Below are 23,816 nucleotides of genomic sequence, written 5' to 3'. Positions count from 1 at the left end.
CGTGCTCGCCGTCATCGGTCTCGTCCTGGGCATCGCCCTCGGACTCTACTTCGACCCGACCGTGCCCTCATGGGTGCAGCCGTTCCTCCCGGTCGCCGTCGTCGCCGGGCTCGACGCCCTCTTCGGCGCGACCAGGGCCTGGCTCGAGGGCGCCTTCCACGACCGGGTCTTCGTCATGTCGTTCTTCTGGAACGTCGTCGTCGCCTGCCTCCTCGTCCTGCTCGGCACCCAGCTCGGCGTGGGTTCGGCCATGACCACGGCGGTCGTCGTCGTCCTCGGCATCCGCATCTTCTCGAATACGGCTTCGATCCGCCGACTCATCTTCAAGGCCTGACATGTCGACACCGCCGCCTCCGCCCGCTACCCGCGCCTCGCGCGTCACCCTGGGCACCCGATTCCGCAAGGCGCTCTTCGCCCGTCCGCGCGCGATGCACGTGCTGCTGCTCGTCATCTGCCTCATCCTCGGGTTCGCGCTCGTCACCCAGGTGCGGGCGCAGCGCATGGATCCCCTCGATTCTCTCTCCGAGGAGGATCTCGTCGTGCTCCTCTCGGAGTTGTCCACTCAGGAGGACTCCCTGCGCCAGGAGCGCAATTCCCTTCAGCAGCAGGTTCAAGAGCTCGAGAGCGCCGCCACGGAGCAGGAGGCCGCTGCCGAGGCCGCGCGCCGGACCCTCGAGCAGGCGCGCATCAACGCGGGGCTCGTCGCGGTGCACGGGCCGGGGTTCCTCGTGCGCGTCACCGATCCCGCCTCGAGGCTCGCGTCGACTGAATTCGTCATGACCCTCGGCGAGCTGCGCAACGCCGGCGCAGAGGCCGTCGAGCTCAACGGCGTGCGTCTGACGGCCCGTTCCTCCTTCACCTCCTCCGATTCTTCGACGGTCTACGTCGACGGCCAGCCGATGACCGCCCCTTACGATTGGAAGATCATCGGCGATCCGGACACGATCTCGACCGCATTGGAGATCCAGGCCGGCGCCGCGGCGCAGATGCGGGCCAAGGGGGCGCAGGTGTCGATCGTCGAGGCCGATGACGTCCTCATCGAGTCCACCGCCGCGCCGCTCGAGCCCCGATTCGCCTCCGCCGAAGGTTCGGAATAGGCATCGGCGCGCTCACGGGCCCGAAGAGCGCTTAGACTTGCCCCAGATGTTGTGTTCAACCATTGACAAGGAGGGACGATGGAGCAGTCGCCTATGATCGATCCGACTTCCACCTCGCTATTCGGTCTGACCGCCGCCGATGACACCGACGCCCCCGTCGTTCTGTCGGCCCGGGATCGTGAGGCGGTCGAGGCCCTGCCCGCCGGTTCCGCGCTCCTCATCGTCCAGCGCGGCCCCAACACGGGGGCCCGTTTCCTCCTCGATCGTGAGGTGACGAATGCGGGGCGTTCGCCGAAGTCCGACATCTTCTTGGACGATGTGACGGTCTCGCGCAGGCACTGCCAGTTCCTCGCCGAGGACGGCGGGCACGTCGTGCGCGATTCGGGATCCCTCAACGGCACCTACGTGAATCGCGAGCGCGTCGAGCAGCTCCGCCTCAACGCCGGTGACGAGGTTCAGATCGGGAAGTACCGCCTCACCTACCAGCCCTCCACGAAGAACGCATGAGCGCCCTTCGTCAGGTCGAGGCGCCCCTTGAGGCGCCCGAACCGTGGCCCCGGGACGTCGACCGCTCGCCCGTCTTGTCGATCGGGCAGGTCGTTTCGGAGCTGAAGTCCGAGTATCCCGCGATCACCCTCTCCAAGGTGCGCTTCCTGGAGGAGCAGGGGCTCGTCAGCCCGGCGCGCACGGGGGCGGGGTATCGCAAGTACTCGCGCGCGGACATCGAGCGCCTCCGCTTCATCCTTGCCGCGCAGCGGGATTCCTTCACCCCCCTCAAGGTCATCGGGGATCAGCTGCGCGCCCTCGACGCGGGGCACGAGGTCCGCCCGACCCCCAGGGCGCGCGTGGTGGCCTCCCGGGGGCGCGTCGTGCTGCCGGGCAACGCGCGTTCGATTTCGGCGCGCGACCTCGCCGATCTGACGGGCGTCGGGGTCGAGGCGCTCGAGCGCTTCGTGAAGCTCGGGCTCATCGCGCCGGATCTCGGGGGCTATTTCCCCTCCCGGACGGTGCAGATCGTCTCCCTGCTCGTGGGCCTGGAGGATTCCGGGTTCGACGTGAGGCTCTTGAGGTCGGTGCGCACCGGTGCGGAACGCAGCGCGGACATCATCGCCCAGACCGTTTCCTCGCAGTCCTCGCGTTTGCGCTCGGGGGATGCCGAACGCGCGATCGCGCGTACGGGGGAGGCGGGGGAGCTCCTCGCCGACCTGCATCGGGAGTTCCTGCGCGTGTCCTTGTCCCAGCTGCATCCTCAGGGCGGTTGAGAACTCTCAATCTCAACTTGAAGGTGAGACTCTCCGCGCGCCTCATTGACCGGGCTCCCGCCTGCGCCTAGCGTGAGAGCTGCCGTCAACACCCCGACCCTTCGAAGGAGTGCTCAGTGAGCGCCGAATCCATTGATGCCGCCCAGCGGCAAGCCATGCTCTTCGGCGACCCCTTGGAAGGTCTTGAGGGCGACGGCCTCGGGTACCGCGGGCCCGTCGCCTGCTCCGCCGCCGGCATCACCTATCGTCAGCTCGACTACTGGGCGCGCACCGGGCTCCTGCAGCCCTCCGTTCGGGCCGCGCGCGGCTCGGGCTCGCAGCGCCTCTACTCCTTCAAGGACATCCTGGTTCTCAAGATCGTCAAGAAGCTCCTGGACACGGGGGTCTCCCTGCAGCAGGTGCGCACGGCGGTCGTCCAGCTCCAGGACAGGGGAGTGGACGACCTCGCCTCCATCACCCTCATGAGCGACGGCGCCTCCGTGTACGAATGCACATCGACCGATGAGGTGATCGATCTTCTTCAAGGCGGTCAGGGCGTCTTCGGCATCGCGGTGGGGCGCGTCTGGCGCGAGGTCGAGGGCACGCTCGCCGATCTGCCGATCGAGCGCCTCGAACCGGTGGACGAACTCGCGGAGCGCCGGCGCAAGAAGCGCTCGGTGTCCTGATCGGGCGGGCCCCGGATCCCTCATCGGAACCCGCGGGGCCGCAGCCCCGCGCGCTTTCACCCTTTCGCTTCACCCCTCGCCCAGGTGGGCGGCGGCCACGTAGCCGGTTTCGAGATCCTCGATTTCGACCTTCACGATCCCGTTCTCGTCGACGAGATAGCGCTCCTCGACCAGGGGGCCGTCCTCGGTGCGCACGATGCCGATGCGGCTAAGGTCGAGTCCTTTCACGCGGAGCCCCGGGTCGAAGGGCATCAGCAGCTCACCGAAGGGCGAGACCTCGCCGCGGGGAACGCCTTCTTCATCGCGCTGACGGTACTCGACGAAGCGGTAGTAGCCGATGTTGTGCGCCGCGCGATAGCGGCGGGTGACGACGGTGGATTCTCCCGGCGTCCATCTGGCATCGGGGGAGAGGAGCGCGTCGAAGGAAACCGCTCGACCGGAATCAAGTTCCCTGAAGACTCCGACGCCCCGCGAAAGACGATCGGCGAGGGAGTAGCCCGCCGTCTCATCCGCGGCGATCGCCAGGCCGATCGCCGTCGATCCCGCCGTATGCGCCGAGCGATGCACCCGGCGCCCGAACTTCGTCCGCAGCATCCGGGCCACGAGGGGGAGTCGGGATCCGCCTCCGACGACGTAGAGCCCGGCCACCGAGTCCGGGAGGACCCGCTCGCCGTCCCCGCGACTGTCGAGCAGGGGGTCGAGGACGCCGAATGTGTGCGCAACGAGGGCCGACGCCCTCTCGTAGAAGACGGGGACCGGGATCATGACCGTGCGAGCGCGGACCTCCACGCTCATCGTCTTCGATTGCGGCGAGAGGGATTCCTTCGCGATCCGGCATTCACGGAGCAGCGCGGCCCGCTCCGACTCCAGGAGGTCGACGGCGCGCAGCCCTGCGCACTCGAGTGCGCAGGCGAGGAGCACCTCATCGAAGTCGTCACCGCCGAGCATGTTGTCGCCGCGCGAGGCGATGACCGTATGGGCGGTGCCGGCGGCTTCGACGAGCGAGGCGTCGAAGGTGCCGCCGCCGAGGTCGTAGACGAGCACCGACGTGCGCCGCGAGTTCAGAGTCCCGGCGTGGCGATGCGTGTACTCGAGCCCCGCCGCCGAGGGCTCGTTGAGCATTTCACGAACCGTCCATCCCGCCGAGCGGAAGGCCTCGAGCGTGAGGAAGCGCTGGGCGGACCAGGCGTGCGCGGGGATGCCGACGACCGCCTCGAGGGGCTCTCCCGCCCGCCCGATCGACACCGAGGACGAGGTGCGGATCATGTCGGCGATGTGGGCGAGGAAGCGGGAGACGAGTTCGAGGAGGGGGTAGTCGCGGTTGGCGAGGCGGACCGTCGATGTCGGGGACAGCTCGGGATCGGAGAGCAGGCGCTTGAAGGAGCGCAGATGAGGGGCGCCCTCGAGGGCCGCGGCCTCCGCCTCGAAGCCGAAGAGCAGGCCGTCCTCGCCGAGGGCGATCACGGAGGGCACGTAGTCGTGATCGTCTCCACTCGGATCGATGAAGGAGACCAGGGGATAGTTGCCCCGATCGACGAGGGCGACGGTCGTGCGCGTGGTGCCGAAATCTACTCCGAACTTCATGCGCCCAGACTATCGCCGCTCGGGCCGACGCGGTTCACGCCGAGCGCGGTGCGAACACCCCCAGCCTCCTGCGAACGGTCAAGTCCTTTCAGCCCTCCTCGGCGGATACGGCTCCGGGGGAGGGGTGCGCAAGGCGGTGACTGCGCCCACGATGACTGCGGCCGCGATGCAGTACGAGACGCCGGCGAAGGCGTCGAGGACGTAGTGGTTCCCGGTCGCGATGATGACCGCGATCGTCATCAGCGGGTGGATGAGCAGGAGGAGGCGCTGCCACCACTTCGTCCAGACGAAGGCGCCGAGGACGACGGCCGTCCAGACGGCCCATCCCGTGTGCATCGAGGGCATGGCGCCGTAGGGATTCGCGAGGGCCTCTGCGAACTGCGTGTAGCCCGAGCCGACGGCCGATTGGGTCGCAACGGCGTCGACGTAGCCGAGTTCCGGCATGAGACGCGGAGGGGCCAGGGGATAGGTCCAATAGGTGAGGGCGGCGCCCCCCGTCATGAGGAAGAGCGAATTGCGGGCGAGTCCGTAGCGCTCATGGCGCTTCATCCACACGATGGCCAGCGCAGTGCATGTGATCGCGAAGAAGGAGAGGGAGTAGTACGTGGAGGAGATGCTCGCGAGGAGGGGGCGGGCGTGCAGCCAGAGGTTGGCGTCGAGCTCGATGTCGATGCCGAGCGCGTGCTCGACGGCGAGGATCTGACGCGCGTTGGCGAAGGCGGTGCGGGGCAGGACCGGCGCGAGGAAGCAGAGCACGGAGTAGGCGGCCGCGCTCGCCAGGACGAGGGCGATCTCGATGATGCCGCTCCGGCGCTTCACCTGGGTCGCGACTCCGACTGCCTCAAGAGCGGTGCTCACGTGTTCCTCGATTCCCGCCGGCTATTTCGGCGTCCGGCGTTCATCGTATGCGCGGTGAGGGGAGTTCTCGAGAAACTCCGGTGCGAATCGGGGGGAATCGGGAGTGATCCCTGATACGAAAGCGACGATCTGACATAATGTACATTATCGGCTCGGCGGGCAGGGGGGGAAGTCCGCTAAAATACCGGGGGTTCCATTATCCACTGAGGAGGATGTCATGGCGGATCGCGCACTTCGAGGCATGCAGATCGGATCGAAGTCGATGGAGTCCGAGGACGGCGTCGTCTTCGCGGATCGCTACACGGTGAAGTACGCCTGCCCCAACGGGCACGTCTTCGAGATGCCCTTGTCGGTGGAGGCCACTGCGCCGCCCACCTGGGGATGCCGCTGCGGCACCACCGCGGAACTCGTCGGCGAGGCCCCCGAGGACACCGAGACGAAGCCGGCGAAGCCCGTACGCACCCACTGGGACATGCTCTGCGAGCGCCGCAGCCTCGAAGAGCTCGAAGTCGTCCTCAACGAACAGCTCACCGCCTACCGCGAAGGCCGTCTGCGCCCCGAGGGCCACTACCGCAAGAGCTGAACCCCTCGCCCTCGGGCCGAGAGCCCGGCATGATCGGCAGCCGAAAGAAGCGCCCCGGATCTGACATAATGTTGAGTCCGGGGCGTCCTCATCCCCCCGCTTCACGGATTCCCGTCCCGCCCCTCGGCGCCCCCGCCTCTTCTCGGAGGCTCGCCCGGGACGCCTGAGCGCCCGGCCGCTTCCGGCGTCGGACCGACAGCGCGCGGCCGATGAGCACCGCGAGGCTGAGGAGGGTGAAGAAGGCGCACGCCGACATGATGATGAAGGCCGGCCACTCCCCCATGCGCGCCGAGGGCGTGAGCGTGGTCCGCAATGGGAGCGATTCGATGAGATACTCCGCGCTCTGGCGCCCGGTCTTCGCTTGAATCGCACCATTCGGCCTGATCACAACGGATTCTCCGGTTGTCGAGGCCTGGACCGCAGAACGTGAGAACTCCAATGCGCGGAATCTCAGCAATTGCGCCTGCTGAGCGGATTCGGCCGAAGTGCGGAAATGGTAGTTGTTCGAGGGCGCGATGATGAGCTGACCGCCCTCGCGCACGCCCTGCCCGATCACCGAGGAGTAGGCCGATTCGAAGCAGATGCCGACCGCGACGGGGATCGTGCGAGAATCCGCGAGCCCGACGCGCATGAGCGCAGGATTATCAGCCGCGGCCATATCGACGTTGACCTGCGCGGCCTCCGTGGCGAGCGCCGAGATGAACGAGCGGAAGGGAATGAATTCCCCGAAGGGGACGGGCTTCTGCTTCGCGTACAGCTCCCCCTCGTCCACGCCCGACCCCCGGTACCAGACGCCCAGCCAGTTCCACCGGTACCCGTCCCTCATATTCGCGAATCCGAAGAGGATCGGCGCGTCGAGGACCCGCGCGGCCGAATCGAGGGAGGCGGACACGATCGAGGACTCCCGGGGATCGCGGTCCGCGGCGGTCTCCCCCCAGATCGCGAAGTCGATCGGCGCCTCGGCGTGTTCAGCGAGCTCGCGCGAGACCGCCGCATGATTCGCGGTCACCTTGCCCTCGATCGCGAAAGTCCGCGGACCGGGCAGCTCGATGTTCCCCTGGACGACGCCCACTCGCACCGATCCCGCCTCCTGGGCGGCGGCGAGGGGCGCCAGGGCGCTGCCGACGACGAAGGCCAGCGCGAAAAGGAGAAGGAAGGGGCGGGTCCACCAGTGCTTCACGTCCTCATCGGTGCGCAAGGAGAAGGCCCTGCGCACGAGCACCGCGAGCGTGACGACGACCATGGAGACGAGGACCTCTCCCCCGAAGGGGGCGAGCCTCCCCAATGGCGAGTCGACCTGGGGAATCGCGACATTGCCCCAGGGGAAACCGGACCAGGGGAAATGCCCGCGCGCCTGTTCGACGCCCACCCAGCTCAGGACGTAGACGAGGATCTGGCCCCACCAGGCCTGCGCCCAGGCCCATACCGATGCGACCCGCACGATGAGCACCCAGACCAGGAGCCAGCAGACCTGCGTCGCCGCCAAGGCGAACCACGGAAGCCTCCCTCCTGTCGCCAGGACGACCCAATCGGTGAGGGGAAGCCACCAGCACGCGCCGAAGACGAAGGCGGCCACGAGGGCCCGGCCCGTCGAGGCGTGATCGACGAGGACGAAGAGGACCGCCAACGAGGGGACGATGAGCCACCACCACGACAGGTCGGGGAACGCGGCCCACATGGCGAATCCGGCGCCGGCGGCGAGCAGGAGCCGTCGAAGACCCGACCAGCTCACGGCGCGCTCCAGGAGACGACGCCGCGGACCAGAAGGTCCTTCGCTCGACGCGCACCGACCGCGAGCCCGGGATCGTCGAGCCCGCGGAGCTGATCGAGCAGATCCACCACCTGACGGATCCAGCGGACGAAGTCGCCGCCCTGCATCTCCTCCTCGAGGAGGGCAGTGGACAGACTCGCACCATTCGCCCATGCCAAGCAGGGCCCCATCAATCCCGGATCCGGAAGCGCAGAGGCCTCGAGGCCCGCAGCCTCCTCAGCCTCGCGCACGCGTTCAGCCGCCCGGATCGTCGCATCCCAGGCGCGCGAGAGCGAGGGCGGCAGGTGCTCGGGCGGGCCCGCCGGCCCGTTCTCGGACCGCGACTCGAAGACGCAGGTCGATACGATCGCAGCGAGTTCCGGATCGTCCAGCCCCTCCCAGGCTCGAGATGCGAGCGCTTCCATGACGATGAGGTCGCGTTCGCCGAAGATCCGGCGCAGCTGCTGCCCGCGCTCGGTCACGCGATCGCCGTCGATGAAGCCCAGCTCCTCGAGGACCACGCACACCTTGTCGAAACGCTTCGCCACGGAGTGCGAGCGCGCGTCGATCTTCTTCTCGAGCGCACTCCCCTCCCGGTCCAGACGCGCCCAGCGGTACCCGGCCTTCGCGTGTTCTTCACGTTTCGGGCAGCGGTGCACCCCATGAGAGCGGAGCCTCGCTTCGAGGGCCTCAAGGTCGCAGGCCTGCGCACCTGCGACGACGGGACGGGCCTCGACGAGCCGACCGGAGCGCACGAGGCGCCGCAACTGCTCCGCGATGCGCGTGCGCTCCTTGTTCCTGCGCAGCGCCGAGCCTCCCGCGATGCTCATCCGGCCCGCCTTGCGCAGATCCGCCGCGCAGTCCTGGGCCCCGAGGGTATGGAACTTCCCATCGGTTCCGATGACCGTCGTCGAAACCCTCCCGATCGCGGTCTGGGACTGGAAGGCGACGACCGCGTACAGGCTCCTGCGCCCTCGCCCATAGGCGATGACGTCCCCCGGCCCCAAGGAGGCGAGCAGATCGGACTGGGCGACCCGCATCGCGCTCCTGCGCTCGCGGGCCGCCGCCTTCTGAGCCAGGGAGAGCTCGTCGCGCAGTCGGAAGTACTCGCCCGCATCCCCCAGATCGCAGCGCATCGCCTCGCGCAGCGCGTCCTTGTCCGACTGAAGCTCCTTGACCCGCGCCGCAAGGCGCACGAGCGAAGCATCCGCCTGGAACTGCGCGAAGGAGGTCTCCAGCAGCGAGCGCGTCTTGGCGCGGGTCGAGTGATCGAGCAGATTGACGACCATGTTGTACCGCGGGGTGAAGGCGCTGATGAGCGGATAGGTGCGCTTCGAGGCGAGCGAAGCGACCTCCTCGGGGGCCACCGAGCCGCGATGAAGGACGAGCGCGTGCCCCTCCGTGTCGATGCCGCGCCGACCGGCCCTCCCGGACAGCTGCGTGTACTCCCCCGGGCTCAGGCGCACGTGCTCGACGCCGTTCCACTTCATCAAGGACTCGATGACGACCGAACGCGCCGGCATGTTGATCCCCAGGGCGAGGGTCTCCGTCGCGTACACCATCTTGATGAGGCCCCGGGCGAAGAGGCGCTCGACGGTCTCCTTCATGAGGGGGAGCATCCCCGCATGATGCGCCGCGACACCGCGCTCCAGCCCCTCGGCCCAATGGGACACGCCCAGCACCGCGAAGTCCTCCGGCGAGATCGCCGCCGTCACCGACTCGATCTCATGACGGATCCTCCGCGCCTCCTCGGGCGAGGTGAGCACGATCCCCGCAGCGAGCACCTGATCGACCGCGGCCTCGCATCCCGCTCGGGAGAAGACGAATGTGATGGCGGGCAGGAGCCCCGCGCGATCGAGGCTGATGAGCGTCGAGGGCCTCGATTCTCGGGGCGCCCGGGAACGGGGGAGGCGCCAATTCCGTGAACCGCGCCCGCCCTCGGACGCGGAGGGGTTCGACACAGCGGCGAGGAGCTCCGGATTGAGCCGTCCCTCCTCCGCGCGCCTCCCGGGGCCGTAGAGGTCGTAGATCGTCCTGCCGACCACCATGTGCTGGTACAGGGGAACCGGCCGGATCTCGGAGACGATCACCCGGCAGCCGCCCCTGACCTCCTGGATCCACGCGCCGAACTCCTCTGCATTCGAAACCGTGGCGGAAAGAGCGACGACCCGGGCGCTCCTCGGCAGGTGGATGATGACCTCCTCCCACACCGGGCCCCGGAAGCGGTCCGCGAGGTAATGCACCTCGTCGAGCACGACCGAATCCACGTCGCCCAGATCCGAACCCGCGTAAATCATGTTCCTCAGGACCTCGGTCGTCATGACGACGACCGGAGCGCCCGGGTTGATCGAAGCGTCGCCGGTGAGCAGGCCCACGCATCCGGGGCCGAAGCGCTCGCTCAATTCGGCGAACTTCTGGTTCGACAAGGCCTTGATCGGAGCGGTGTAGAAGCTCCGCCGCCCCCTGGAGAGCGCCAATGACGTGGCGAACTCGCCGATCATGGTCTTCCCCGCCCCCGTCGGCGCGGCGACGAGGACGTTCTCCTCCGCCTCGAGGGCATCCATCGCCTCGATCTGGAAGGCATCGGGGAGGAAGGAGAGCCCGCGCACGTACTCGGCCCGATGCGTCTTCTCCTGCCTCATCGCGGCCTTGAAGAGGGCCATGCGCTCGGCCGCGCTCGGCGCCTCATCATCCGCGTCGACCGGCGCTTCACGGGAGCGCCTCCGCTTCGGACTCATCGCCCCTCCCCCGCAGTCGCCTCTTCCCAGGCCCGAAGGGCCCTGCGCGCCCGAGCGGCGCTGCGCGCCTTCGCATCCGCGGGCGCCTCGATGACGCAGGGGGCGAGGTCGAGCAGCAGGGAGTCGAACCATCCCTCGTTCCATACGGGGACTTCCAATTCGATGTCCTCGCCGGATTCCCGCGTCCTCACCGTCGCGAATTCCTCGCCGACCCAGCGCCCCCTGGCAGTGGTCCGCACGATCACCGTCTCACCCTCGTTCGCCGCGGTCGGAGCCGAGTGCATGACCCGTCCCGGGAGGAGTTCGAGATCCGACATCCGCGAGACGGCGAAGTTCCTCTCGCCCTCGGATTCACGGCACCATCCACGGAGAATCCACTCTCCCCCGTCGAGACGCGCATCCCAGGGCTCCACCTCCCTGCGCTTCGCGGGAGCGCCATCGCGCGCGTAGGTGAAGGCCACCGGGATCGCGCCGCCGATCGCCCGGGCGAGAAGGTCCAGACGCACCCGGACGTCGGCGCCCTCCTCCGCGATCACGAGCGGATCGGGGACGCCCGCACCCGCCAGGGCGCGCACGGCGAGCGCCGTCCGAGGGATCCGGGCCCTCAGCTCCGCGCCCAGACTGGGCGCGAGGGCGGCCAGCCCCACCAGGATCGCCGAGGCCTCCTTCGCGGTCAGGCGCGGCGGCAGGTCCACGCCCATCGTGGAGTGGATCCGGAGACGATCCTCGACCTCGTAAAGATCCCAATCGATCTCGAAGGACGCTCCAGGAAGAGAATCACCCACTGAGCCGAGTGCCTCGATATCGCGCCGGATCTGGCGCTTGGAACGCTGGAAGCGCGCGGCGGCGTCCGCCACATCGGCACCGGGATGCTCCCCGATCCAGGCGAGGAGGGACAGCAGACGCGCGATCGCGACGGGGACGACCTCAGGCATTGGCACCACCCCACGACTCCGCGACGCGAAGACGCTCGAGAATCTCCTCGCGCAAGTCCTCAGGTTCGAGGACGACCACGTCCTCGACCTCGCTGAGAATGCGGGACACCCACTCTCCCCTCTCCCCCGGCTCTCCCCGGGCCTCGCGCCACTTCCCGTCGCGGAGCCCATCGCCCTCATCGATGAAGCGCCGGATCCCGGCCGCCGCTGTCTCCCGGACGAGCAGCAGCGGGGCGATGAGCTGCGCCTCGAAAGGAGCCGCGAGGTCCTCCGGGACGGGCCCGGCATCGCCGGGCTCTCCCAGGAACTCGACGGGCGAATCGAATCGCGACAGCCTGAACAGGCGTTGGCCCTCACGATCGAGATCCGCCCCCCACAGGTACAGGGCCCGCCCTCTAACGACCAGTCGCCAGGGCTCGACCGCTCGGGCGAAAGCGCCGTTCACCGAACGGTACTCGAAGGACACGATCCGCCGATCCGCGATCGCCTCGACGATTCGGGCGACCGTCTCCGCACCCTCGAGCCCGAGGGTGAGGCGCCCCGCCGCTGGAGAAGCGCCCGTGGAAAGGGCCGCGATCTTCGGATCGATGAGTGAAGGATCCGCCTCGCGCGGGTTCCAGGCCGACACAGCGAGCTGGACGAGCGCCCCATCGAGATCATCGAGGGCGACCGGCGCCGACGCGAAGGAATCGGAGGAGATCGTGTAGGCGTCGTCCCCGCCGCCGACGAGTTCGACGAGGATGCCCGCATCGCGCAACGCCGACTTGTCCCTTTGGAACTGCGACTCGAAAGCGGCGCCGCTCAGACCGCGATAGCCCGGCAGCTCCCTCAGCCTCCGTTTGCTCCTCGGGCGCTCGGCACCGAGGAGCTCGATGAGGAGCCCGAGGACCCGGGTGCTCGTTGAAACGTTCTCCTTCACGGGCCAAGCCTACGACCCGGAGGCGGCACCGGCGCCGATCAGAGTCGGGATGCCTTGAGCTCGGTGACGATGATCCCGCGCGCGCCGGCCTCATGGAGACGGTCGAGCACGAGATTGATCCCCTCGACCTCGACCATGACGCGCACCGCGCGCCACTCCGAATCGAGGAGCGGGCTGATGGTTGGCGAATCGAAACCGGGCGCGATCGCGATCGTCTTCTCCAGGTCCTGCTCGCGGACGTTGAAGTCGACGATCACGTAGGAGCGCGCGACCTGCACGCCCTGGAGCCTGCGGTCCAGGGTCGCCAGGGCCGGGTCGTCGCGCAGCTCCTCACGGGTGATGAGGACCGCCTCGGATTCGAGGATCGGATCGCCGAAGACCTCGAGGCCCGCCGCCCTCAGCGTCGAACCGGTCTCGACGACATCCGCGATGAGGTCGGCCACGCCCAGGCGCACCGAGGACTCGACGGCCCCGTCGAGGTGCACGACCTCGGCCTCGATCCCCTTCGACTCCAGGTAGGAGCGAACGAGGTGATCGTAGGAGGCACCGACCCGCTTCCCCGCGATCTCGCGAAGATCGCCGATCCACCCGATCGGCGCGGCGAATCGGAAGGTCGAGCGGGCGAATCCGAGCGCCCGGTGCTCGACCGCGCGCGTCGCCGAATCGAGCAGGAGATCCCGTCCCGTGATCCCGGCGTGGATTGAGCCGCTCCCCACGTACACCGCGATGTCGCGCGGACGCAGGAAGAACAGCTCCACATCGTTGACCGCGTCGGTGAGGACGAGTTCGCGGCCCCGCCGACGCGTGCGGTACCCCGCTTCTGCGAGGAGCTCGATGGCGGGTTCGGACAGTGACCCCTTGTTGGGGACGGCAATGCGCAGCATGGTTTCCTCAGAGGTGACGGTAGACGTCGTCGAGCGTGAGCCCCTTGGCGATCATCATGACCTGGGCGTGGTAGAGGAGCTGGGAGATCTCCAGGGCGCAGTCGTCGAGGCTCTCGTACTCCGCGGCCATCCAGACCTCGCCGGCCTCCTCGATGATCTTCTTCCCGATCGCATGGACGCCCTTGTCGAGTTCGGCAACGGTCCCGGAACCCTCGGGGCGGGTCTGGGCCTTCTCGGACAGTTCGGCGAAGAGGTTCTCGAATGTAGTCACGGGCCCACTCTAGAGGCAGGGCGCACTCCGCCGCCCCGGCGCGCCGAAACTCGGAACGGGGCTACTCGCCACCCGCATAGTCGTTCGTCACCACCGCGGCGGGATCGACGCCCCCCTGGAGCAGACCGGGGATCGTCCCGAGGAAGGAGACCATCTTCGTCCAGGTGCCGGTGTCCTGAACGGGGGTCGGCGCACCGTCATCGCCCCGCCACAGGGGGATCGTCGCATCCAGCACGGACTTCGCCGTCTGCAGGGTCGCCGCATCCGACAGGGTGTCGTCCCTTAGGGCGGTCACCTCCAAGGCGTGATCCGGGAAGGAGATCGCGGCGTCGACGCCGGCGGCGATCGCCGCGACCGCCTGCTTCGCGAGCCCGGGGTTGGCCTCGGCCCACGCCCGTGTCGTGATGATCGAGGCGCCGACGAGGGGGACATCGGATCCCAGCGGGATCGAATGGACGTTCAGACCGGCGCGCTCCATCTGAACGAGGTCGTTGTTCGTGAATCCGACGACGGCATCGACCTGCCCGGCGGCGATCGCCGCCTGCTGGGTGTATCCGATCGACGCGATGGTCACGTCCTCAGTCGAGAGCCCGGCCTCGTTGAGGGCGGCGAGAGTGGCGTACCAGTTCGAGCCGTACTCGCCCGGGATCCCGATCGTCTTGCCCTTGAGGTCGGCCAGCTCCGTGACATCCGAGCCCGAGGGGACGATGACGACGCCGGGGTACGAGCGGTAGTAGGCGCCGATCGAGACGAGATCCATCCCGGAGGCCGCGCCCACGACCGCCTCGTCGCCCGAGGCGATGACCACGTCCTCGTCGCCCGCGACGAGCGCCGTGAAGAGCCCCTCGTCCGCGCCGTGGTGGCGGATGGTCGCATCGATGCCGCGTTCGGTGAAGAATCCGTCATCCGCAGCGATGTAGGCGGGTGCGAACTGGACGTTGGGGATGTAGGTGAGGCCGAGGACCAGGGGGGCCGCGTCGGCGGCCGCGGACTGCGAGGCGTCGGGCGCAGTCTGCCCGCCGCACGCCGCGAGGACGAGGGCGGAGCACGCCGCGAGGGCGGCGAGACGGGGCATGGAGTGCGTCATGAGGGCTCCTTCACTGAGCGAGGGTGTACTTGTGCGAGCGCTCGATCCGGTAGATCACGACGTACACGATCGTCGCGAGCAGGCACAGGATCCCAATGATCACGAACATCCCCGCCGTGTCGACCGCGGCCCGGGCCTGCGTGAGGACCTGGCCGAGGCCCGCCCCGCCCATCACCATCTCGCCGACCACCGCACCGGTCACCGACAGGGTGAAGCCGTTGCGGATGCCGCCGAGGATCGAAGGGGCGGCGAGCGGGAACTCGATGCCGAACACCATCGTCAGCCCCGAAGCGCCATCGAGCTCCGCGGCTTCGAGGATCTCCGGGTCGAGATGACGAAGGCCGACGGAAGTCGAGACGAGGATCGGGAAGAAGACGATGAGTGCGCAGAGCACCGTGATCGAAGCGGGCCCGTAGCCGATCCACAGAACGAGGAGCGGCGCGAGGGCGATCGCCGGAAGCGCTTGAGTGGCGCCGAGGAAGGGCTCGACCGCCGCCGATACGAGGGGCGAGCGGTAGATGAGATACGCGAGGGGAAGGGCGACGAGGGCGCCGAGCAGCGAACCCGATAGCGCTTCGCCGGCCGTCACCGCGGTCTTCGACCACAGCGAGGCGGACGAGGCCATTGTGACCAGGCGCGCCCAGGTGCCGCCGGGACTCGGCAGGCGCCACGCTTCGATGCCGGAAAGACTCGTCGTCGCCCACCATGCGAGGAGTGCGAAGACGAGGAGCGCAATGGGCGCAATGACGCTCGCGCGACGCGTCGGGCGATGTCTGCGTGCCACAGCGGTCCTTCCGGCACCGGGGTGCGCACGGCACGGGTGCGCCGAGGCGCACCCGTTGCTCCTCCCATCCGGACTTTCACCGTCGGTATCGGAATTCCACCGATTCAACCATCTGCTGGCAGATGGGTCGCGGACTGTCACCGCCGGCTCGGACTTTCACCGACCCCGGAGCCGCTCCTATCATGCCACTGCGCGCGGCGGAGGGCGAACCGCCCCTCACGAACGGCGCGCCGCGCCGGGGGCTCAGTGCATGTGCGCGTTCGCCAGGGCGCGAAGCACCTCGACCTCGGCGTAGGCGTCCTCGGCCTTGAAGACCGCCGATCCCGCTACGAAATTGTCCGCGCCGGCCTCGGCCGCCCGCTCGATCGTGGCCCTCGACACGCCGCCGTCGACCTGAATGGACAGCTCCAGTCCCGCGGCGCGCGCCGCCTCCCGGGTGCGGCGCACCTTCGGCAGCATCGACTCGATGAAGGACTGACCGCCGAATCCCGGTTCGACCGTCATCACGAGGATCATGTCGAACTCGGAGAGGATGTCGACGAAGGGCGCGATATCGGTCGCGGGCTTGAGGCCGAGCCCCACCTTGGAGCCGATGCGGTGCAGCTCCCGGGCCAGGCGGAGCGGCGCGTGCGCGGCCTCCGCGTGGAAGGTCACCGAGGCGCATCCCGCCTCCGCGTACAGGGGCGCCCAGCGATCGGGGTCCTCGATCATGAGGTGCGCATCGACGGGGAGGACGCCCGACTTCACGACCGCTTCGACGACCGGCAGACCCCATGACAGGTTCGGCACGAAGTGGTTGTCCATCACGTCGACGTGGGCGACGTCCGCCCCGGAGATCTTCTCGAGCTCCCCGCGCAGGTCGCCGATGTCGCAGTTGAGGATCGAAGGTGAGATCGTCGCGTTCATGCGCCCATGCTATCGGTTCCGGACCCGCGAAACGCCGTTCATCGACGCCTGAACAGGGAGATGAACATGAGGTCGGTGCCCATCCGGTGCTCCCAGAGCTGGAGCACCCGCCCCTTCGAAGCGCCGACCGTCCCTGCGCCCTCGGGGACTCCGAGCGATTCGGGGACGAGCGACTCCGCCAAGGCCACCGCGTCGAGCAGCTCGAGGTCGCCCCTGTCGAGAAGGCGCTCCACCTGCCCGAGGGTCTCATCGACCTGGGGCGAACAGGTGACGTAGGCGAGCACTCCCCCGGGTCGCAAGAGCTCGGCGCCCCGTGCGGCCAATGCCGCTTGGAGTGGGAGGAGATCCTGAAGATCCTCCGGCTTGCGGCGCCACCGGGACTCCGGGCGGCGGCGCATCGACCCCATGCCGGTGCAGGGGGCGTCGACCATGATCCGGTCGAAGGAGGCCAACGGCCACGGCGTCTTCGGCCCGCCGAAAGTCCTTCCGTCGGCGGAGACGACGTCGACGTTGTCGAAGGCGCGGCAGGCGCGCTCGACCAGCCGGGCCCGGTGCGGGTGCACCTCGTTCGCCGTGAGCGCAGCGCCCCTGGGGCCGGCCAGTGCTGCGAGGAGGCTCGCCTTGCCCCCGGGGCCGGCGCACAGGTCGAGCCAGGAGGCATCGGGGCCTGTGAGCCCGGCTCCCGCGAGCAGGATCGCGGCGAGCTGGGAGCCCTCGTCCTGAACCCCCGCGAGCCCCGTACGGATCGCGGTGAGGGCGGCGGGATCCCCGTGCTCGATGTGCACGGCGTACTCGCTGAAGGAGCCCGGCGCGACCCGGGTCCCGAGGACATCGGCCGCCTCATCGGCGAGCTCCTGCGCCCCTATGAGGCCGGGCCGGGCGACGAGCGTCACGAGCGGGGGTTCGTTGTCCCCCGCCAGCAGCGGCTCGAGTTCCTCGCCCGGATAGCCGTGAGCATCGAGCGCCCTGGTGAATTCGCGGACCATCCATGCGGGATGGGAATGGGTGATCGCGGCGCGCTCGATCGGGTCCGCGATCCCTTCGAGCGCCTCGTCGAGTTCTCCGGGCGCCATCCGCGTGAGCGAACGGAGCACGGCGTTCACCATGCGCGTCGGGCCGTCGGTGAGGACGTGACGGGCGATGTCGACCGTCGTCGAGACCGCCGCGTGGTCGGGGACGCGCATGTCCAGGATCTGATGCGCGCCCATGCGCAGGAGGACCCGGACTTCGAGATCCAGGTCGGCCATCGGCCGCGACAGGTGGCGAGACAGCGCCCAATCGAGGCGCCCCTGGGCCCGCAAGGTGCCGTTGACGAGCTCGGATGCGAGCCCCGCATCGCGTGAGTCGAGGCGCTCATCCGCGCGGGCGCGCCGCAGGGCCTTCGCGAGGGCGAGATTGGCGTAGGCGTCTTCGGAATAGACCTGCATGAGGACGTCGAAGGCGATGCGCCGAGCGCCGTCGACCTTCGACAGCGCCCTGTAGCCGTCCTTGTAGCGATGGGTCGCCATCAGGACCCCTCCCCTCGGCCGAGCCGCGCGCCCGGCGCGAGGCGGGCCCCGCGAGCCCATGCGCTCGCCTCCATCCACCCCTTGCCGGCAGGGGCGACCCGGCCCAGTTCAACGGAGCCGATGCCGCAGCCGACCCTCACGCATCGCTTCGCCGCTTCCACGATCCCCGGTTCAGGACCGTCCTCATCGCTCACCGTCACCGCGCCGAGCTTGAGGCGCTTGCCGTCGGGAAGGACGGTCCATGCGCCCGGGTTGGGCGACAGCGCCCGGATCCGCCGATCGACCTCGGCGGCCGATGAGAGGAAATCGATGAACCCGTCCTGCACGGAGAGCCTCCGGGCGTGGATGAGCCCCTCCCCCTCGTCCTGGGGCACGGCCACAGCGCTCCCTGCCTCGATGGCGTCGACGACCTCGAGGACCTGGCCGACGCCCAGCTCGGCCATGCGATCGAGCAGCTGCCCCGCCGTCTCGTGGCCGATGTCCACCGGGAGGCGCGAGAACACCGGACCCGAATCCAATCCCGCCTCCAGTTGGAACACCGAGGAAGCGGTGCGGGTTTCGCCGCGGAGGATCGCCCATTGAACCGGTGCGGCGCCGCGGTACTGGGGAAGATCGGAGAAGTGGAGATTGATCCACCCGTGGGCGGGCATCTCGAGCACCTCGGCGGGGATAAGGGCGCCGTAGGCGACGACCACTCCCAGGTCCGCACCGAGGCGGCGCACCCGATCGCGGATCTCGGCGTCCTTGAAGTTCGAGGCCTCGATGACCTCCAGGCTCGCTTCCGCCGCGAGCTCCCCGACGGGTGAGGGCGACAGAGCGCGCCCCCGCCCCTTCCTCGCCGGAGGGCGGGTCAAAACGGCGACGACCTCATGATCGGATCCGATGAGGCCGCGCAGGACCGGGACTGCAGGGGCGGGCGTACCCGCGAAGACTATGCGCACCGCACCAGTCTACCCGTGCGGGGCCCCGGCCCTCAGAAGAGCTCGGGCGGATTCACGGTGAGGCGGAGGGGCGGCAGGCGCTTGGAGGAGCGATGCTGCATGACGGCCCAGATGTTCGCGAAGACCTTCGCGGAGTCGGCGTGATCGCAGCGGACGAGCGCCCTCGCCCTCGGCGCCCGTTCATCGTCGGATCCGATCGGGATCGTGCCGATCACCTCGGACTGGGCGGCCTGCGCCACCGCCGCGACATCCGGGCCGGGCCCGTCGATGGCGATGAGCGTCTTCGCGGGGAAGTACCCCAGCGCCGTGCGTTCGTCGAGGAGGCGCTGAGCGTAGTCCACCGGGTCGAAACGGATCAGGGCCTGCGCCATCGCGGTTTCCAAGGAGGAGGCGACGAGGGCGGGAGCGCCCGGCCGGACGAGGGCGAGGGCGTTGAACCATCGGCGCATCGCCTCTTCCGGGGCCCAGAGCTCGGCCCGTCCCGCGATCGCCCGGGCGTCGAGGATCACCAGGGCCGCATAGCCGCCGCTCGCCTCGGGCTCCGCACCGGCGGTGGCGATCACGACCTGCGGGTCCGCGGGGATCCTCCGCGTGATCGCGTGCGTCGAAGACGAAGCGAGGACCGATGCCGTGGGCATCGCCCGGGCGATCTCCTCGGCGGTGCGCTCCGAACCCACGCGCGTATGGCGCAGCCGGGTGCCCGAGCACTTCGGGCAGCGCCAATCGGCCATGGGCCGCGAGCACCACGCGCATGCGAAATGCGAGTCGGAGGTCTTGGACACCGGTCCCGAGCAGTACAGGCAATGGGCGATCGCGCGGCACCTGTCGCAGGAGACGACGGGCACGTACCCGGAGGCCCCGACCTGGACGAGCACCGGCCCCGATGCGAGCCCCTCACGGATCGTCCGCAGCGCCCACGGGGAGATCCGCATCGCCCCGGCCGGCCCCTGGGCCTCGGCGTCGACCTCGTCGGCGACGCGCACGATCGGCGAGAGCCCGCGCCTGGCCTCGACGCCTTCGACGAGGCTCACCGCCCAGCCCGTCTCCACGAGGCGCTGGGCCTTCACGGAGCGCGAGTAGGCGGCGGCGACGAGCGCGCATCCTTCGATGTGGGACCTGGCCACGGCCACGTCGAGGGCGTCGCACCTGGGCGCGCGCTGCTCCCTCAGGCGATCATCCCCGTCATCCCAGACGAGGATGAGGCCGAGGTTCGCCAGAGGCGTCCACACGGCCGAACGAGTGCCGACGACGATGCGGGTGAAGCCCTTCATGGCCTCGAGGTGGACGCGGTACCGGTGGGCCGGGGTCGATTCGGAGTCGATGAGGCGGACCTCGGCGCCGAGGCTCCGGGTGAGGAGCTCCGCCATCGCCCGCGCCTGGGCCGAAGTGGGGGCGATGAGGAGGACGCCCCGCCCGGCATGGGCGGCTGCGGCGACCAGCTCGACGATGCGCGCGTCCCGCTTCGGGCCGAGAGCGGTCCAGACCGCGCGGGGGACCCGTCCCGCACCGATGCGCTCGAGGAGGGCCGGAGCCGCCGCAACGCCCTGCCAGGGCGCCGCATCGGGCGCCCTGCAGGCGGCGAGCGCCGGAAGCGGCGAGGCCAGCACGTCCTTCTCCGTTGTCGCGTGGCGGACGGGGATCGCCAGGGACAGCGTCTGCGACAAAGTGGCGAGATTGCGCTGCGCGATCCTGCGCGCGACATCGATGAGCCCGGGCGTGAGCACCGGGGCGCGCGAGACCACGCGTTCGATCGGGGCGAGCGCCGTGAGAGGCGAAGCGGACTTCACCTCCACGACCCAGCCGAAGCGGCGCTTGCCGGCGAGGCTCACCCGGACGATCCTTCCGGGCTCGACCTCGCCCGCGAGGGCATCGGGGACGGAGTAATCCAGGGGACGATCGAGGTGGGGCAGATCGATATCGACGAGCACGGCCGCCACCGGCGCCGCTTCCGCCGACGCCGGTGCGAATCCCTCAAGGGCTATCTGCTCGTCCACGCTCCTATTGCACCACGAGCCGCGGGCGTCTTCGTCCTCAGCCGAGGAGAGCGACCCCGTATCCGGCGACGAGCATCGCGAGGATGATGAAGAGCAGCAGTCCCGTGATCGTCCAGTCGTAGCCGCGGGCGACGAAGCGCCGGACGCCGGGCGACGAGGCGATGACGCCCTCCCGGACGTTGATCCTCGTCAGCCCTGCGAACACGAGCGTCGTCGTCACCGTGATGAGCAGGCACCACGGGCACAGCACGTGGATGACGAAATACGACTGGAGGAACAACCAGTAGGCGAAGCAGATCGCGATGAGGTACATAAGGTTCGCGCCGAGCATGTACCACCGCGGGAAGCGGACACCTGCGAACAACGCGACCGAGATCGCCAGGACGACCGCCTCGAAGAGGATCCCCAGGAAGGCGTTGGGGAAGCCGAGCACGTGGGCCTGCGGCGTCAGCGCGACCGTCGAGCAGGACAGGACGGAGGAGACATCGCAGGCGAAGTTCGCCGAGGCGTCCTTGGCGAGCTGCCAGGCCTCGATCGACAGCACGAAGGAGGCGATCAGGCCGATCGCGCCCGAGACCGCCATCTCCAGGCTCGTCCGTCGCCGCCAGCGCAGGTCGAAGCCCTCGTCGGGCGCGTTCATGACACCACCGCTTTCAGGGCCTCCACGCGGTTCGTCTCCTCCCAGGGGAAACCCGGACGGCCGAAGTGGCCGTACGCGGAGGTCTCGGCGTAGATCGGGCGCAGGAGGTCGAGGTCGGCGATCATCCCCGCGGGACGCAGGTCGAAGACCTCGCGGATGGCCGCCCCGATCCGGGCGTCCTCGACGGCGCCCGTGCCGAAGGTCTGGACGTACAGCCCCACGGGATTCGCGCGTCCGATCGCGTAGGCGAGCTGAAGCTCGCAGCGCTTCGCAAGACCGGCGGCGACCACGTTCTTGGCGATCCACCGGGCGGCGTAGGCCGCCGAGCGGTCGACCTTCGACGGGTCCTTCCCGGAGAAGGCCCCCCCGCCGTGGCGCGCCATGCCGCCGTAGGTGTCGACGATGATCTTCCGGCCCGTCAGGCCCGCATCGCCCGCGGGGCCCCCAATGACGAAGCGCCCCGAAGGATTGACGAGGAGCTTCATCGCCGAGGTGTCGAGGTCGAGCCCGCTCTCTTCGAGCACGGGGGCCACCACGAGCGACTCGATGAGGTCCGTGAGCTCCGCCCGGCCCAGGGACTCGTCATGCTGGGACGAGACGAGGACGGTGTCGATGCCGACGGGCCGATCGCCCTCGTAGGCGAGAGTCACCTGGGTCTTGCCGTCCGGGCGCAATCCCCGCGCGAAGCCCGAGTGGCGGACCTCGGCGAGGCGCTTGGCGAGGCGATGCGACAGCCAGATCGGCGCGGGCATGAGATCCGGCGTGTCGTCGCAGGCGTAGCCGAACATGATGCCCTGATCACCCGCGCCCTGGGCGTCGCGCTCGTCGCGCGCCGACCCCTCGCGGGCCTCGAGCGCGTTGTCCACGCCGCCGGCGATGTCCGGGCTCTGCGAATCGAGGGAGACCGAAATGCCGCACGACGCGCCGTCGAATCCCATCCTCGATGAGTCGTACCCGATCTTGAGGATCTCGTCGCGGACGATCTGGGGGATCTCCACATAGGCCTCGGTCGTCACCTCGCCGGCGACGTGGACGAGCCCCGTCGTCACCATCGTCTCGATCGCGACCCTCGAAGCGGGGTCCTTCTCGAGGAGGGAGTCGAGGATCGCATCCGAAATGCGATCGCACACCTTGTCGGGGTGGCCCTCGGTGACGGATTCGGACGTGAAAAGCTGGAGCGCAGATGTCATTGGGCCATCCTATCGAGTCTCTTCGCGATCATGCCGACGAGGAAGCGGGCGACCTCCGCCTTCGATCCGCTCTCGCCGCCCAGGCGCCGCCCTGCCGAATCAAGCAGGAGGACCTCGTTGTCCACGTCCCCGAATCCGAGGCCCTCGCCCACCCGGTTCACCGCGAGGAGATCGGCGCCCTTGCGGCGCGCCTTGTCCCTTCCGAAGGCCTCGACCTGCTCCCGGGTACCCGTTTCGGCCGCGAAGCCGACGACGAGCGCGGGGCGGGAATCGGAATCGCACACGGCTTTGAGGACGTCGACGGTCCGTTCGAGGACGAGCGTCGGCGCCTCCGAGGAGTCCGGGTCCTTCTTGATCTTCGCCGTCTCGACGCTGACCGGCCGGAAGTCGGCGACTGCGGCGGTCATCACCACCGCGTCGAGGTCCGCCAGTCCGCCCAGAACGGCCGCTTCGACGTCGGCTGCGGTCGGGGCGTCGATGATCCGCATCCGTCTCGCCAGGGGCGCGAGCAGGGCCTCCTCGATGTTGGCCGCGACGAGGACGACATCGGCGCCCTCGTCCGCAGCGGCCCTCGCGATCTCGATCCCCTGCCGCCCGGAGGAGCGGTTCCCGATGAAGCGGACGGGATCGACGGGCTCGCGGGTCCCCCCTGCGGAGACGAGGATCCGTCTGCCCGCGAGGCGCCGCTCGCCGCCGCCCAGGCATTCGAAGGCGCGCGCGGCGATGTCGGAGGGATCCGGAAGGCGCCCGATGCCCGAATCCCCCGAGCCGAGGGCGCCGACCTCGGGCTCGATGACCGTGAATCCTCGGGCGCGCAACTCGCGGACGTTGTCCTGCGTCGCCGGATTCGTCCACATCGCCGAGTGCATCGCGGGAGCGAGGAGCACGGGGCATGAGGCCGCGAGGATCGTGGTCGTGAGGAGGTCGTCCGCGATGCCTGCCCGGACCCGGGCCATGAGGTCGGCGGTCGCGGGGGCCACCACGACGAGGTCGGCGCGCCGGGCGAGCTCGACGTGGTCGGATCCGGGGTGGTCGAAGACGCCCACGTGGACGGGGCGCCCGGTGAGCCCCTCCCATGTCGCCTTGCCGACGAATTCGAGGGAGCGGGGGGTCGGCACGACATCGACCCGCGCGCCGGAGCGGATGAGCTCGCGTACAAGAATCGCCGCCTTGTAGGCGGCGATTCCGGCTCCGACCCCGACGACGATCGAGGCGGTCAT

At 69.2% G+C, this 23,816-nt stretch carries 23 protein-coding genes and 1 riboswitch; of the genes, 6 read left to right on the top strand and 17 right to left on the bottom strand.

Annotated features, from left to right (window positions below; all coding sequences use genetic code 11):
• Position 1 precedes the first annotated feature (1 nt).
• From HD592_RS06155 to HD592_RS06135, 5 genes are all read left to right on the top strand, one after another.
• Complete coding sequence (locus tag HD592_RS06155; RefSeq protein ID WP_184452564.1) at positions 2–334, top strand: small basic family protein; 333 nt, start codon at positions 2–4, stop codon at positions 332–334.
• A 1-nt stretch (position 335) separates the two neighbouring features.
• Positions 336–1,097 carry a DUF881 domain-containing protein gene (locus tag HD592_RS06150; RefSeq protein WP_184452562.1) on the top strand — a complete coding sequence of 254 codons (762 nt, stop codon included), beginning with the start codon at positions 336–338 and terminating at the stop codon, positions 1,095–1,097.
• Positions 1,098–1,175: 78 nt separating this feature from the next.
• Complete coding sequence (locus tag HD592_RS06145) at positions 1,176–1,604, top strand: FHA domain-containing protein (protein ID WP_154477623.1); 429 nt, start codon at positions 1,176–1,178, stop codon at positions 1,602–1,604.
• Positions 1,601–2,359 (top strand): transcriptional regulator FtsR, encoded by a 759-nt coding sequence (ftsR, locus tag HD592_RS06140; RefSeq protein WP_184452560.1) that lies wholly within the window; start codon positions 1,601–1,603, stop codon positions 2,357–2,359. Before HD592_RS06145 ends, ftsR begins: the two co-directional genes overlap by 4 nt.
• A gap of 155 nt (positions 2,360–2,514) precedes the next feature.
• A complete protein-coding gene (locus HD592_RS06135; RefSeq protein WP_221437964.1) occupies positions 2,515–3,024 on the top strand; it encodes a MerR family transcriptional regulator in 510 nt (169 codons plus the stop codon).
• A gap of 69 nt (positions 3,025–3,093) precedes the next feature.
• Here the strand turns inward: HD592_RS06135 and HD592_RS06130 are convergent, their stop codons facing one another.
• Positions 3,094–4,608 (bottom strand): Hsp70 family protein, encoded by a 1,515-nt coding sequence (locus tag HD592_RS06130; protein ID WP_184452556.1) that lies wholly within the window; start codon positions 4,606–4,608, stop codon positions 3,094–3,096.
• A gap of 78 nt (positions 4,609–4,686) precedes the next feature.
• Positions 4,687–5,466, bottom strand: a complete 780-nt coding sequence (locus HD592_RS06125) for a phosphatase PAP2 family protein (protein WP_320657598.1) — start codon at positions 5,464–5,466, stop codon at positions 4,687–4,689.
• A 217-nt stretch (positions 5,467–5,683) separates the two neighbouring features.
• On the opposite strand from HD592_RS06125, the gene HD592_RS06120 reads away from it, so the two are divergent.
• Positions 5,684–6,049, top strand: a complete 366-nt coding sequence (locus tag HD592_RS06120) for an RNA polymerase-binding protein RbpA (protein WP_184452554.1) — start codon at positions 5,684–5,686, stop codon at positions 6,047–6,049.
• Between the two features lie 88 nt (positions 6,050–6,137).
• Here HD592_RS06120 and lnt read toward each other — a convergent pair whose 3' ends face one another.
• The 15 genes from lnt to coaBC all read right to left on the bottom strand — a co-directional run bounded on the left by lnt (position 6,138) and on the right by coaBC (position 23,816).
• The gene (lnt, locus tag HD592_RS06115) at positions 6,138–7,781 is read right to left on the bottom strand and encodes an apolipoprotein N-acyltransferase (protein WP_320657597.1); all 1,644 of its coding nucleotides are present in this window, start codon (positions 7,779–7,781) and stop codon (positions 6,138–6,140) included.
• Positions 7,778–10,537 (bottom strand): DEAD/DEAH box helicase, encoded by a 2,760-nt coding sequence (locus HD592_RS06110; protein ID WP_184452552.1) that lies wholly within the window; start codon positions 10,535–10,537, stop codon positions 7,778–7,780. Before HD592_RS06110 ends, lnt begins: the two co-directional genes overlap by 4 nt.
• A complete protein-coding gene (locus tag HD592_RS06105) occupies positions 10,534–11,472 on the bottom strand; it encodes a helix-turn-helix transcriptional regulator (protein ID WP_184452551.1) in 939 nt (312 codons plus the stop codon). Before HD592_RS06105 ends, HD592_RS06110 begins: the two co-directional genes overlap by 4 nt.
• On the bottom strand, positions 11,465–12,391 hold the full coding sequence (locus HD592_RS06100; RefSeq protein WP_184452549.1) for a WYL domain-containing protein: 927 nt from the start codon (positions 12,389–12,391) through the stop codon (positions 11,465–11,467). The genes HD592_RS06105 and HD592_RS06100 overlap by 8 nt, the downstream gene beginning before the upstream one ends.
• 38 nt (positions 12,392–12,429) lie before the next feature.
• Positions 12,430–13,275, bottom strand: a complete 846-nt coding sequence (hisG, locus tag HD592_RS06095; RefSeq protein ID WP_184452547.1) for an ATP phosphoribosyltransferase — start codon at positions 13,273–13,275, stop codon at positions 12,430–12,432.
• Between the two features lie 7 nt (positions 13,276–13,282).
• A complete protein-coding gene (locus tag HD592_RS06090; protein WP_184452545.1) occupies positions 13,283–13,546 on the bottom strand; it encodes a phosphoribosyl-ATP diphosphatase in 264 nt (87 codons plus the stop codon).
• 61 nt (positions 13,547–13,607) lie between these two features.
• The gene (locus HD592_RS06085) at positions 13,608–14,633 is read right to left on the bottom strand and encodes an ABC transporter substrate-binding protein (protein ID WP_184452543.1); all 1,026 of its coding nucleotides are present in this window, start codon (positions 14,631–14,633) and stop codon (positions 13,608–13,610) included.
• Positions 14,634–14,643: 10 nt separating this feature from the next.
• Positions 14,644–15,417, bottom strand: a complete 774-nt coding sequence (locus tag HD592_RS06080; protein WP_184452541.1) for an ABC transporter permease — start codon at positions 15,415–15,417, stop codon at positions 14,644–14,646.
• Positions 15,418–15,469: 52 nt separating this feature from the next.
• A riboswitch (FMN riboswitch) is annotated at positions 15,470–15,594 on the bottom strand.
• Positions 15,595–15,660: 66 nt separating this feature from the next.
• Positions 15,661–16,323: a ribulose-phosphate 3-epimerase gene (gene rpe, locus HD592_RS06075; protein ID WP_154477641.1), complete on the bottom strand. Its 663-nt coding sequence runs from the start codon at positions 16,321–16,323 to the stop codon at positions 15,661–15,663.
• A gap of 38 nt (positions 16,324–16,361) precedes the next feature.
• The gene (locus tag HD592_RS06070; RefSeq protein WP_154477643.1) at positions 16,362–17,831 is read right to left on the bottom strand and encodes a transcription antitermination factor NusB; all 1,470 of its coding nucleotides are present in this window, start codon (positions 17,829–17,831) and stop codon (positions 16,362–16,364) included.
• Positions 17,831–18,772 (bottom strand): methionyl-tRNA formyltransferase, encoded by a 942-nt coding sequence (gene fmt, locus HD592_RS06065; RefSeq protein ID WP_184452539.1) that lies wholly within the window; start codon positions 18,770–18,772, stop codon positions 17,831–17,833. The genes HD592_RS06070 and fmt overlap by 1 nt, the downstream gene beginning before the upstream one ends.
• Positions 18,773–18,804: 32 nt before the next feature.
• Positions 18,805–20,766 (bottom strand): primosomal protein N' family DNA-binding protein, encoded by a 1,962-nt coding sequence (locus tag HD592_RS06060; RefSeq protein WP_184452537.1) that lies wholly within the window; start codon positions 20,764–20,766, stop codon positions 18,805–18,807.
• A gap of 37 nt (positions 20,767–20,803) precedes the next feature.
• A complete protein-coding gene (locus HD592_RS06055; protein WP_229770359.1) occupies positions 20,804–21,406 on the bottom strand; it encodes a vitamin K epoxide reductase family protein in 603 nt (200 codons plus the stop codon).
• Complete coding sequence (gene metK / locus HD592_RS06050) at positions 21,403–22,596, bottom strand: methionine adenosyltransferase (RefSeq protein ID WP_184452535.1); 1,194 nt, start codon at positions 22,594–22,596, stop codon at positions 21,403–21,405. Before metK ends, HD592_RS06055 begins: the two co-directional genes overlap by 4 nt.
• Positions 22,593–23,816, bottom strand: a complete 1,224-nt coding sequence (gene coaBC, locus HD592_RS06045; protein ID WP_184452533.1) for a bifunctional phosphopantothenoylcysteine decarboxylase/phosphopantothenate--cysteine ligase CoaBC — start codon at positions 23,814–23,816, stop codon at positions 22,593–22,595. Before coaBC ends, metK begins: the two co-directional genes overlap by 4 nt.

Source organism: Schaalia hyovaginalis (assembly GCF_014208035.1).
Lineage (GTDB): Bacteria > Actinomycetota > Actinomycetes > Actinomycetales > Actinomycetaceae > Pauljensenia > Pauljensenia hyovaginalis.
The sequence above is the reverse complement of the archived record's forward strand: the minus strand, read 5'-3'. Positions and strand labels throughout refer to the sequence as shown.

What these genes read in the sequence shown, in the direction of transcription:
- rpe (WP_154477641.1), bottom strand. Translation starts at nt 16,323, where the DNA reads ATGAACGCGACGATCTCACCTTCGATCCTCAACTGCGACATCGGCGAC.
- HD592_RS06055 (WP_229770359.1), bottom strand. Translation starts at nt 21,406, where the DNA reads ATGAACGCGCCCGACGAGGGCTTCGACCTGCGCTGGCGGCGACGGACG.
- HD592_RS06085 (WP_184452543.1), bottom strand. Translation starts at nt 14,633, where the DNA reads ATGACGCACTCCATGCCCCGTCTCGCCGCCCTCGCGGCGTGCTCCGCC.
- HD592_RS06150 (WP_184452562.1), top strand. Translation starts at nt 336, where the DNA reads ATGTCGACACCGCCGCCTCCGCCCGCTACCCGCGCCTCGCGCGTCACC.
- HD592_RS06130 (WP_184452556.1), bottom strand. Translation starts at nt 4,608, where the DNA reads ATGAAGTTCGGAGTAGATTTCGGCACCACGCGCACGACCGTCGCCCTC.
- ftsR (WP_184452560.1), top strand. Translation starts at nt 1,601, where the DNA reads ATGAGCGCCCTTCGTCAGGTCGAGGCGCCCCTTGAGGCGCCCGAACCG.
- HD592_RS06145 (WP_154477623.1), top strand. Translation starts at nt 1,176, where the DNA reads ATGGAGCAGTCGCCTATGATCGATCCGACTTCCACCTCGCTATTCGGT.
- hisG (WP_184452547.1), bottom strand. Translation starts at nt 13,275, where the DNA reads ATGCTGCGCATTGCCGTCCCCAACAAGGGGTCACTGTCCGAACCCGCC.
- HD592_RS06120 (WP_184452554.1), top strand. Translation starts at nt 5,684, where the DNA reads ATGGCGGATCGCGCACTTCGAGGCATGCAGATCGGATCGAAGTCGATG.
- metK (WP_184452535.1), bottom strand. Translation starts at nt 22,596, where the DNA reads ATGACATCTGCGCTCCAGCTTTTCACGTCCGAATCCGTCACCGAGGGC.
- HD592_RS06105 (WP_184452551.1), bottom strand. Translation starts at nt 11,472, where the DNA reads ATGCCTGAGGTCGTCCCCGTCGCGATCGCGCGTCTGCTGTCCCTCCTC.
- HD592_RS06110 (WP_184452552.1), bottom strand. Translation starts at nt 10,537, where the DNA reads ATGAGTCCGAAGCGGAGGCGCTCCCGTGAAGCGCCGGTCGACGCGGAT.
- HD592_RS06135 (WP_221437964.1), top strand. Translation starts at nt 2,515, where the DNA reads ATGCTCTTCGGCGACCCCTTGGAAGGTCTTGAGGGCGACGGCCTCGGG.
- HD592_RS06070 (WP_154477643.1), bottom strand. Translation starts at nt 17,831, where the DNA reads ATGGCGACCCATCGCTACAAGGACGGCTACAGGGCGCTGTCGAAGGTC.
- coaBC (WP_184452533.1), bottom strand. Translation starts at nt 23,816, where the DNA reads ATGACCGCCTCGATCGTCGTCGGGGTCGGAGCCGGAATCGCCGCCTAC.